Consider the following 11,584-nt stretch of genomic DNA (forward strand, 5'->3'; position numbering starts at 1 on the left):
TTAAGCGTTAATAGTCATTAATTCTTCTTTTAAAATATCTCTTACTTCGGGCTTACAACTTCCGCACCCTAAACCAGCTCCTGTTGTTTTGCAAAGCTCTGCAAAGTCTGTACAACCTCCTGCAATTTTTTGCTTTAAGTTTCCGTCTCCAACTTGGCTACAAGAACAAACTAATTTACCTATAACAGGTTCTCCACCACCACTACCACGTAACAATTCATCACGTTTGTCCGATAATTCTACACGATCTTCTATTAAGGCTTTAAATTCTGCAAATTCTTTTTTATCACCCATTAAAACCGCTCCTACTAAAATATCGTCTTTCACCACACATTTTTTATAGTAACGCTTTCGTTCATCAGTTAAAATAATTTGTTCATAGGATTTGTCTCCTTTAGGAACTTCTATGTTTCCAATACTACACAAGTCTAGGTTTTCAAATTTTAGAATGTTCATTAGCACAGAACCGTCGTACACACTTCCTAAATCTCCTAAAATAAATTTAGCAGCAATGTCTGCTTGTTGTTCTGCTGCCGATGTAATTCCAAATAACCATCCGTTGTATTGTGCAATTTCTCCTAAGGCAAAAATGTTTGGATCGCTAGACTGTAAATGTTGATTGACTTCTATACCTCTACCGCAATTTAATTTAATAGCCCTACCTAATTCTATATTAGGAATGGTTCCTATGGCATAAACAATAGCATTGGTTTTGATTATTTTTCCAGTTTTTAATCGTACTTCTAGCTCTGTTTCTTTTTCGGTTTCAAAAACAGTATCTACTTCGTTGTTGTAGTGTACTTGAATGCCTCTTTCAGCAACATCTTGTCCTAATAATCTACTAGAAACTAAGTCTAATTGACGTTCCATTAATCTGTTGGCACGTTGTATAATACTAGATTGAATGTTTATTTTAGAAAGTGATGCTGCTAATTCTAATCCTAACAATCCACCACCTACAATAGTTACGTGTTGTTCTTTTTCTGGCAATCCTGTTTTTGCCAAATGCGATTTTAAATCATCGGCATCTTTTTTAGTACGCATGGTAAAAGCACCAGGCATGTCTAGTCTAAAATCTTTGGGAACAAAGGCTCTACTACCTGTGGCCATTATTAAAATGTCGTAAGTATGTGTGTTTCCGTTGCTGTCTAAAATAGTTTTTTGTTCTCTGTCTATTTTTACAATGCTACAACTAGCGTGTAGTTTAACTTTAAGCTTGTTAAGTTCTCCTTCTTTAATTTTTTGTAATTGATCCCAGGTCATTTCTTCATTAATGTACTCGGGTAACATTACTCTGTTGTAAAACGGATAGGGTTCTAAAGAAAACACATCAATTTCATCTTCAAAATTGTGCTCTCTGTAAGTCTGAATAAATCGGTAAGAAGCAGATCCTGCACCAATTAAGCAAATTTTTTGTTTTTCTTTTTTAAACTTGGTTACTTGTGCAACAGCATGTTTAAAATCGGGTTCGCTAGAAATAGGATCTATTAATTCGTTGGTTAGATTATTGGCTCTACCAAAATCATTATCAGAAATTCTACCAAAATGCATTGGCATAAAAATAGCTCCTTTTTTAATGTCTTTGTTAACTACAGCCTTAACTCTAGTGGTTCCTCTATGGTTGTTTACTACTACAATAGTTCCATCTTCTATGTTTCTAGCCTTAGCATCTTCGGGGTGTATTTCTACATAAGGACCATCTATGTGGGTTAGTAATCGTTTTACTTTTCCTGTTTTGGTACGAGTGTGCCATTGATCACGAATACGACCGGTGTTTAAAACCAGAGGAAATTCTGCTGTAGGTTGTTCTGATTGGTTGTAAATGTGTTGAGGTACGTTAAAATTTGCTTTTCCGTCTGGAGTGTAAAACTTTTTATCGGTAAACAATCTAGGTGTTCCTTTACTTTCTATTGAAGGAACTGGCCATTGAACCGTTTTTAGTTCTTTAATTTTCTCATAAGATAAACCAGAAATATCAATATTGGTTCCTTTGGTCATTCTACAATATTCGTTGTAAACTTCTTCTGCGTTTTTAAAATCAAAACCTCTGTAGTTCATGGCTTGTGCAAACTTCCAAAGAATTTCTACATCTGGTAGTGCTTCTCCAGGAGGCTCAATTCCTTTTTCTAAATAAGAAATTCTACGTTCAGAATTAGACATAGTTCCTTCTTTTTCTAGCCAACCAGCAGCAGGCAATAATAAATCTGCAAATTTGGTAGTTTCAGAATTGTGAGAAATGTCTTGAACTACTACAAATTTAGCTTTCTTTAAAGCCCTTTCTACTTTGTTAGAATTAGGTAAACTTACTACAGGATTGGTACAAATAATCCAAATTGCTTTTAAATCTCCTTTGTCTAAAGCATCAAACATTTTGGTAGCGGTGTATCCTGGTTTTGGATTGATAGGATTACTCCCCCAAAAATCTGAAACTTCTTTTCTGTGTTCAGGATTCATTAAATCTTTATGAACAGCCAACAAATTGGCCATTCCTCCAACTTCACGTCCTCCCATTGCATTGGGTTGTCCTGTTAAAGAAAAAGGACCCGAACCAGGTTTCCCTATTTGTCCTGTAACTAAAGAAATGTTTAGTAAAGAAACATTTTTGTCAACCCCAATAATACTTTGGTTAAGTCCCATGGTCCACATGCTAATAAATCCTTTAGCATTTCCAATATACTTGGCAGCAAGTTTTATGTCGTTTAAAGAAACATCACAAATTTTAGCCGATTCTTCTAAAGAAGTTTCAAATACTTGTTTTTTTACGTCTTCAAAGTTGTTGGTGTGATTTAAAATAAAATCCAAATCAATTTTATCCGTTTCAATCAGTTCTCTAACAATAGCATTGTTCAGCACCACATCGGTTCCTGCTTTAATTTGTAAATGCAAATCGGCAATGGCAGTGGTTTGTGTTTTCCTAGGGTCTACAACAATAAATTTGGTATTAGGGTTTGCTTCTTTGTGTGCTTCTAATCTTCTGTACAAAATAGGGTGACACCAAGCTGGGTTGGCTCCTGTAATTAAAAAAGTGTCGGCCAATTCAATATCTGCATAAGCAATAGGCACAGAATCTTCTCCTAGTGCTTTTTTGTATCCAACAACAGCAGAACTCATACACAACCTAGAATTCGTGTCAATGTTGTTGGTTCCAATAAACCCTTTGGTTAGTTTATTTACTAAATAATATTCTTCGGTTAAACATTGTCCAGATACGTAAAAACCAACGCTATCTGGTCCGTGTTTTTTAATGATAGATTTAAATACAGCTGCAGCTCTTTCAAAAGCAGTGTCCCAAGAAACCCTTTTTAAAGGATGGTTTTTACTCCATTTCATTTCAGGGTATAAAATACGATCGGTAGTATCTTGCGCTACGTAATGGAGGTTCATTCCTTTAGAGCAAAGCATTCCTTTGTTTACAGGATGTTCGGTGTCTCCTGTAACTTTTAAAGCTCCGTTGTTATCTTTATTAACTATGATTCCACAACCTACTCCACAGTAAGAACAAGTTGTTTTATATGATTTATTTGCAGACATGAGTTTCTGATTTAAAAGATACTAGTTGCAAATATATGAAAAATACGTATATATTAAGTATATATACGTAGTTTTATCCGTAAATGTTATTAACATCTTAGAAGAAAGATAAGATGTATAGTTTCTTGATTTTTACAGGTTTTGGTTTTGGGAGGTTGAAAAATTATTTGTTAGTGTATTTTTTTATCCATTCTTGTTCTGATAATGCCTTGAATTTTTTAACACCTTCATATGGATCATCACCACCTTTAAAATAAGCTTTAATTTTGCTTAACGGAATAGTGTCTTTCATAAAAAGAGCAGCCTCCGCTTGATGATTTCCATGAAAGTCATGACATTGTAAACAAGTGCTCCACATTCCTTTTTTAAATAATTCTGAGTGAGGAGTGTCTATAGGGTCGTTTTTAATTTTGGTATCACTATGGCAGTTGATACAGTAGTTTCCTTGTGCTAAGCTTACTCTAATACCATTGTGTTCGCTATGACATGTAGCGCAATTGGTAGCATCAATTTTTTGAATGGCTTTTTTGTGTTTAGGTTCTAAAAAACGATGGGTTGGATGTCTGTCGTTATCTCTATCGTGACACGATAAACATTTTTTGGTGGTTACAGGTAGAGAACCAAATTCTACCATTTTTTTTCGAAGCCCTAATGCGTGTTCTGTGTTAGATTGTATTTGTTGTATCCAAGTTCCTTTTGCATCTTGATGACATGTGTTACAAGAAAATCCTTCGTGACCTGTGTTCATAGGACCAATACTTAGATATTCTTCTGCAGGTTTTATAAAAAGGAGTGATGAAATGGCTATAATAGCAATGATAAATCCTATTAAAATTCCGTAAAACTGTCTTTTTCTAAGTGGATTAATTTCAAACATAATTAAGCTATTTCAATAGTTATACTTTCGCTATTTGGATAGGTAATACAGGTTAAAACTTCTCCGTTATTTACTTGTTCATCACTTAATAAGTGTCCTTTACTCATGGTGGTTTCTCCATCTATACAAGTTCCCTTGCAAGTACTGCACATTCCAGATCTACACGAGTAGGGAAGAGGTATGTTTTTTGACATGGCTTGTTGGAGTATGGTTTTGTTGCCAGGAACTTCTAATTGATATGTTTCTTTATTGTAATGAATGGTTACTTGGCTAACCAAGTTTTTTCTATTTATTTTTATGGTTGGAGCCTTAAATGCTTCTAATAAAATTTGTTTTCTGTTAACACCTTTGTTTTTAAGAATTTGTACTGTGTTGTCCATAAATCCTGTAGGTCCACACATCATATACTTGTGATCTCCAAAATCTAGATTGTATTTTTTGAATATGGTGTCTAAAATTTCTTCTGTTAAAAAACCTGTATGAAATTGTGGATTGATGTTTTCACTAAGGACATGTTCAATAAACAATTGGTTCGGTTTTTCTTTTTCTAATTGTTTTAAAGCATTGTAAAAAATAATGTTTTCTTTATTCTGATTAGCGTAAATTAACAAAATTTTAGATGTGGGTTCTACGGCTAAGACAGATTTTAGAATAGAAAAAACCGGAGTAATACCACTACCAGCACCAAAAAGTACATATTGATGAGAGTTGTTTTTATTGGGGGTAATGTTAAAGCTTCCCATGGCAACATCTGCCTTTATTTTGTCTCCTACTTTTAAAACATTGTTTACGTAATTAGAAACATAACCACTTTTTACTTTTTTTACAGTAATTCTTAGGTCGTTTTCTGTGTCTGGACTACTGCTAAATGAGTAGGCTCTTTTTACAGTATCTTTTCCAATTTTAAAATCGAGCATAATAAATTGACCAGGTAAATACTTAATTTTTCTGAAAAAATTTCCATTTTTAAAGCAAACTGTTACAGCTTCTGGGGTTTCTTGAATTATGTTGGTTACTTTTAATATCATTGTTTTAGTTCCGTCTGTTATTTGTAGTAGAATACAGTTCCTATATGAAGGAATAAAATGATTGTAATAAGCATGGATAAGCTTACATGAACAATCATCCATCCTTTAAAAATCCATTCTTTTTGAGATTTAATTACATCTAAATTGATGGTTCCTAATAGTATGTTGGCAAAAAACACATAACTAAGTAAGGCTAAATAGCCGTATCCATAGCTAGTTGCGTGTAAGTAAAATAATATAGGGCTAAAGGCACCTATCCATTTGTGGATTTCGGTAAGTTTAACGGAATGTTTTTTTAGTCTGGGAATAATTCTGGTAAACGTTAAAAACCACTGGAAAGTTATAAATAACGCTATTGCCACTCCGCTCCACCTTTTATATAGTTCTTGAGATTGGAGTTTTTCTAAAGATGCTATTTTAAAACCTAGTAAATCCTGTAGAATATAGCTACAGAATAATACTAGGCCTATAATGGTTATAACTTTTTGATTTTTCAAGATGTTATCTTATTTCATTAATGATGACAGGGTTGTATAAGCAGATAGTTTTCTTACACTATCTATAAAAACTTCTGGAGTAGGTAAATAATTACCAGTTGAAGGCCATTTGTCTCCAACCTCTGGTTTTTGAGTTTCTTTAAAGTTTTTAATTTCTTCTAGGTAGTCATTGTAAACTGCAGTAGTACCATCTCTGTAGGCTTTTAATACGTTCATAGCTTCTGTATAGCTTAAAGAATCTGCAGGATATTGCCATGTAGTTGCTCCCATAACATCTCCTAATTTCCAGTCGGTTTTAGTTGTTTTTTCGTGGTTGTTATGACAGCTAACACAAGCAGGTGCTCCAGCAACATCTGCAAACATGGCGGTGTATAGTTGCGAATCTTCATCAAAAAAATGTTTGGGTTCTCTATTTTCTTTAATTTCTTTAAATAACTCTGCTTGTTTACCTACCAATTGGTTTGAGGCACTAATAGGATAATCGGAGCTTAAATACAAGCCTAATGGAACATCGCCTTTTCTAATGTCGTTGGCAATTCCTCTAAGAAATAAAGCTGGTAAAGGACCTGCTTCTACTTTTTCGTCTTGCCATTCTTCGTCAAATTTAAAACCCTGTTTTTTTCCGCCTCCTACAATGGCTTTGGTGTAAAGAGTTCTAGTAACATCGTTCTCATGAGCAACCATGGTTAAAACTTCGGCAACGGAGAATGATTTTTTTTCAGAACTGGCAGAAGACTTTTCTTCAGGCACACCTCCGCAAGCAATAAGAAGTGAGAAAATGGTTAAGAAAGAAAATAATTTTTTTAGTAAGTATATAAAGGTTTTCATGTTGATTATTTTTAGGGTTAGGTGTTTTGTTTAGTAAGCAGCTTCAATCATTACAGAAGACATTAGTCCATATACATCAATCCAGGCTTGTTTAACTTCTGGGGTAAAATCATCTCCCAAACCAACGGCTAAAGTACCAATTAATGCGGCTCCAACAGTGTCGTAGTGCGATTTTTCAACACGATAAGCCACGTGTCTTTTTCCAAGATCTTGTAAAACAGGGATTAAGGCTTCTATGTTTGATAAGCCTGCAACTGCTGCCGATAACATAGTCATTAATTTGTTTCCTTGTTCTTTCATTTTGTCTTCATCTGCTGCAGGAAATAAAGGTTTTAGTTTGGGATCTAATTCAAATAATTTAGAATAAAATATATCAGCAGCTGTGGCAGCGATGGGTTTTACGGCTTCAAAAGAAACTTGTACATATTCTATGGTTTTAGCGGGTATTATTTCTTTTTCTTCGACTACAGTTTCTGCTTTTTTCTTTCCAAATAATTTTGATAAAAATGAGCTCATAATTTTAGGGTTTTAGTTTATTGTATTCTTTCTTTAAAAATAAGTCTAAACTTGTTTTTAATTGCTGTTAATCAGTGGTGTAAGGTTTGTTTTATAATGGTTTAATAGATGTGTTTTGTCAGTTGTAAAAACTGCTCAAGACAGTAGTGTTTACGGGTGTTTTATGAAAAAAGCCCGAACAAAATGCTCGGGCTCTTAACACTGAATAATTAAGGTTTAAGGATCCCTTAATTTTTTATAAAAATTTTGGTTTGATAACTAACATTAGCCATGCCCAGTTTTGAGTGTCTTTTGCTCCTGTTACAGAATTTGGCTCAAAGAATTGAGAGTAACCTCCTACTAAAGAAAATCCGTTGAATTTTTTGGCAACTACCAAATCTATTTCAGAACCTAAATTGTCTTTACCTTGAGATTGTTCTGAGAAATGGTGTCCTTTTAGTTTTACAGCATAACCTTTAATTTTAGTAGCAATACCTAGGTTAAGGTCTACAAGACCACCTGCATTTGCATGGTTTCCTACATAAAAACGATCCATTAAACCATTAAAAGCGTGGTTGGTTCCGTATAAAGGAAAAAACGCTGCAGAATCATCTTTTTTACCAGAAATAATTTCTGCTCCAGCGCTAATACTTGTAATATCAGTTGCTTTTATGCTAGCATCTAAACTTGCTAAGTAAGCACCTTTTACATCTACATCTCCAACTCTTTGACCATCTTGGATGTATGCGTTTGCTTTTAAAGTTACAATATCAATTTTGTAATCTGCATGTAAACCAGCAGTTAATAAAGTTGACTTGTTTTCTGTTGCTGCTTGGTAGGTGTTAGCTAAAATTAATGCACTTAAATTAAAGTCGTTGTATTTTTTATTAGCATGAACAAATGCCATTTCTCTGTATGAAAATAAGGTAGCTGTATCGTAAATTGAACTGTTTGGAGTGTTTAGAGCACCACCAATGTTCAAAGAGTATCCGTCGTTGCTGTATTTAAAAACTCCTGCATCGTGAGTTCTAGCTTGTTGTGCCCAACCTAAACCTCCTAAAATTCGTTGATCATCGTAAGACAATGGTTGACGACCAATTTTAAAAGAAGAAGATTCTCCTAATTTAATGTCAGCCCATGCTTCTTGAACTCTAAAGTTTCCGTTTCCTGCTGCTGAAATTTGAGGACGATCTCCAAATTTAAAAACTTCTTGAATTCCTAAATAAGTGGTGTAGCTTTCTGTTTTGTAGGTAGCGTTTAATGCAGCTCTTACACTTGTAGAAAGATATCCTTCTGTTCCTGTTGCGGCGGTAGAAGATTGTCCGTGTCCAAACCATTCTGTACGTGGTCTAAACTCTCCTTCTAAAGAAAAACTTGGGGTTTCTTGTGCGTTTGCAATTGCTGTAAAGGCAAATGTAGCGGCTAATAATGATTTTGTGAATTTCATAATTATAAATATTTAGTTATATGTTTAATTGATAATATTAGGGTTATTAAGGTATTGTGTAAATGATTTAGGTCATGTTTTAATGTTCTAAGAAATCGATTAAATGTTTTCTGTAGTTGTAGTAATCATCGTGTTCTAAAATTGCTTTTCGGGTTCTTGGTCTTTCAAAATCAATAGAAAGTACATCTCCAATTTTAGCTCTTGGTCCGCTAGTCATCATAACTACTCTGTCTGCAAGAAATATGGCTTCATCAACATCGTGTGTTATCATTACGGCTGTAATTTTTTCTTTGTTCCAAACGTCAATCAATACATCTTGTAATTGACCTCTGGTTAAAGAGTCTAGCATTCCAAAAGGCTCATCTAGTAACAAAACTTTTGGTTTAATAGCAAAAGCTCTGGCAATACCTACGCGTTGTTGTTCTCCTTGAGATATTTCTGAGGCTCTTTTGTGAAAAGCGCTTTCCATACCTACCTTGTGTAAGTAGTATTTACAGATGTCTTCTTTTTGTTTTTTGCTAGCATGAGGGTATACTTTTTTTACTCCTAACATTACGTTTTCCATGGTGGTTAGCCATGGCATTAAGCTTGGTGCTTGAAAAATAACACCTCTGTCGGGTCCAGGTCCTTTAATGCTGCTACCTAGTACAGAAATTTTACCTCCTGATATTTCGTTTAATCCGGCAATCATGGAAAGCATGGTAGTTTTTCCACATCCGGAATGACCGATGATGGTAATGAATTCTTCTTTTTTAATTTGTAGGTTTAAGTTTTCTAAAACTACGTAGTCTCCTTTTGGGGTTGGATATACTTTTTTTAAGTCTATTAAATCAAGCATTACCTCGTTAGAGGGGAAACGTTCTATTTTTGGATTGTTGGTTATAAGAGTCATAAGTTAGAGTTTTTTAATTAGCATCCCATCTAAAGTCTTTTGGTTGAATTTCGGGTAGTTCATAAGTTGCTGTGCTTTCTGCTGCTTGCGCATCTCCTAAATTCATTAAGTATTCAATAATTTGATTACGTGTTTTTTTGTATTCAGGATTGTCGTTTAAAGCAGTTTTGTCTCTAGGTCTTTCAATGTTTACTTTAAATTCAGGTCCTAAAGTTGCATTGGGTCCTGGTTTTAAAGGAATAATTCTATCGGCCATATAAATGGCTTCATCAACATCATTGGTAATTAACAAAGCTGTACGTTTGTTTCTTTCCCAAATTTTAAGAATTTCATCTTGCAAGTTTCCTCGAGTTAAAGCATCTAATGCACCCAAAGGTTCATCCATAATAATCATTTCAGGATCCATTGCTAAAGCTCTAGCAACAGACACACGTTGTCTCATACCTCCAGAAAGTTCTTTGGGTCTTTTGTTGGTAGCATGTGTTAATCCAACCATTTCAATATATTCTTTTACTCTAACGTCTTTTTCTTGTTTTGGAGCTTTTGGAAATGCTTCTTGAATTGCCATGTCTATGTTTTGATAAACGGTAAGCCATGGTAGTAGAGAGTAGTTTTGAAAAATAACGCCTCTTTCGTGACTAGTATCTTCTACGGGTTTTCCTTTAAATATAACTTCTCCTTCAGTTGGTTTTAGCAATCCGTTAATAAGGTTTACCAAAGTGGTTTTTCCACTTCCAGAAAAACCAACAATGGCTACAAATTCTCCTTCTTCAATAGTTAGGTTAATGTTGTCTAAAATTTCACCTTTTTCTTCCTTTGCAGGATTGTAGGTTTTAAAGACGTTTTTTAATTCTAAAATTGCCATAACGTTTGTTTTTAAGGTTTTTAAATTGTTTCTTTTTCAAATGAAATCAGGTTTTGAATAAATAACATGATTCTGTCTAATGCGAAACCAATCATACCGATGACAAACATGGCTACAATAATTTTTGAATTAGAATCCATAGCTCCATTTTGAAATTCTTCCCACACAAACGACCCTAGTCCTGGTGATTGAGCCAGCAATTCAATAGCAATTAATACCATCCAAGCTACAGATAATGTAATACGTAGTCCTGTAAATATTAAAGGAAGTGATGCGGGTAGAATTACTTTAAAAATCTTTTGCATAGGTCTTAGTTTTAAAACTTTTGCTACATTAATGTAGTCTGTGTTTACAGAAGCTACTCCCATGGCTGTGTTAACCAATGTAGCCCACATAGAACATAGTCCTACAGAAATAAAAGAAATAATAAAAGCACTATCTCCTTCTGAATTTTTAGTTAAGGTTTTAACAATCATAAAAACTAATAGTAACCATACTACGGGTGATACAGGTTTGAATATTTGAATCACCCAGTTGATGGATCCTCTTAAAGTTGCACTTAGTCCAATAACAATTCCTATAGGAACAGCAATGAATAGAGCTAGTAAAAAACCAGTAAATACTGTTTTTAAACTTGTTTTAATTTGGTCTACAAAAGATGGTCTACCTGTGTATGTAATAACTGACTTTCCTTGTTTTACACGTTTTTTGTTCAATTCAAAAGTTTTTTCTTTAAAAGCTTTTTTATCAGCAGCAATGGTTTTATGGTCTTTTAAAAGTGTTTGATAAGCAGCGTAAACTTGTGAAGGAGAGGGTAGGGTGTTGGGTTGACAACTTGGGTCTCCAGACTCCATACATTCCTTTATTTTTTGAGCTTCTGCTTCTCCTTGGTTTTTTAATGTGGTCTCAATTTTATAATCTGCCTCTATGTTGTATAGAGTTGTAGAACCTAATTGCCAAAGTCCAACAAAAATGAAAACAGATGCTACAGGAGCTACTATTTTTCTAAATATTTCTTTGATGTTTTTTTTAGGCTCTTCTTTGTTGATTAACCGTATTAATGGTTCTAAAAAACCAAGTCCAATAAACTTAATTACTCTAATGATTGAATCTTTCATGATGTA

At 34.0% G+C, this 11,584-nt stretch carries 10 protein-coding genes; all 10 read right to left on the minus strand.

The window, feature by feature from the left end; translation table 11 throughout:
- The 10 genes from ACY2IJ_RS12200 to ACY2IJ_RS12245 all read right to left on the minus strand — a co-directional run bounded on the left by ACY2IJ_RS12200 (position 1) and on the right by ACY2IJ_RS12245 (position 11,578).
- On the minus strand, positions 1–3,531 hold the full coding sequence (locus ACY2IJ_RS12200) for a molybdopterin-dependent oxidoreductase (RefSeq protein ID WP_476724629.1): 3,531 nt from the start codon (positions 3,529–3,531) through the stop codon (positions 1–3).
- A 163-nt stretch (positions 3,532–3,694) separates the two neighbouring features.
- Positions 3,695–4,408 carry a multiheme c-type cytochrome gene (locus ACY2IJ_RS12205; protein ID WP_476724630.1) on the minus strand — a complete coding sequence of 238 codons (714 nt, stop codon included), beginning with the start codon at positions 4,406–4,408 and terminating at the stop codon, positions 3,695–3,697.
- A 2-nt stretch (positions 4,409–4,410) separates the two neighbouring features.
- Positions 4,411–5,436: a 2Fe-2S iron-sulfur cluster-binding protein gene (locus ACY2IJ_RS12210; RefSeq protein WP_476724631.1), complete on the minus strand. Its 1,026-nt coding sequence runs from the start codon at positions 5,434–5,436 to the stop codon at positions 4,411–4,413.
- 17 nt (positions 5,437–5,453) lie between these two features.
- On the minus strand, positions 5,454–5,933 hold the full coding sequence (locus ACY2IJ_RS12215) for a hypothetical protein (RefSeq protein WP_476724632.1): 480 nt from the start codon (positions 5,931–5,933) through the stop codon (positions 5,454–5,456).
- Positions 5,934–5,942: 9 nt separating this feature from the next.
- Positions 5,943–6,761 carry a c-type heme family protein gene (locus ACY2IJ_RS12220; protein ID WP_476724633.1) on the minus strand — a complete coding sequence of 273 codons (819 nt, stop codon included), beginning with the start codon at positions 6,759–6,761 and terminating at the stop codon, positions 5,943–5,945.
- A 30-nt stretch (positions 6,762–6,791) separates the two neighbouring features.
- On the minus strand, positions 6,792–7,277 hold the full coding sequence (locus ACY2IJ_RS12225) for a globin family protein (protein ID WP_476724634.1): 486 nt from the start codon (positions 7,275–7,277) through the stop codon (positions 6,792–6,794).
- 235 nt (positions 7,278–7,512) lie between these two features.
- Positions 7,513–8,703, minus strand: coding sequence for a hypothetical protein (locus tag ACY2IJ_RS12230; protein WP_476724635.1), 1,191 nt, complete (start codon positions 8,701–8,703; stop codon positions 7,513–7,515).
- 79 nt (positions 8,704–8,782) lie between these two features.
- Positions 8,783–9,595: an ABC transporter ATP-binding protein gene (locus ACY2IJ_RS12235; protein WP_476724636.1), complete on the minus strand. Its 813-nt coding sequence runs from the start codon at positions 9,593–9,595 to the stop codon at positions 8,783–8,785.
- A gap of 13 nt (positions 9,596–9,608) precedes the next feature.
- Complete coding sequence (locus ACY2IJ_RS12240; protein ID WP_476724637.1) at positions 9,609–10,460, minus strand: ABC transporter ATP-binding protein; 852 nt, start codon at positions 10,458–10,460, stop codon at positions 9,609–9,611.
- 20 nt (positions 10,461–10,480) lie between these two features.
- Complete coding sequence (locus ACY2IJ_RS12245) at positions 10,481–11,578, minus strand: ABC transporter permease (RefSeq protein WP_476724638.1); 1,098 nt, start codon at positions 11,576–11,578, stop codon at positions 10,481–10,483.
- Between the last annotated feature and the right edge of the window lie 6 nt (positions 11,579–11,584).

The organism is Wenyingzhuangia gracilariae (genome assembly GCF_056387575.1).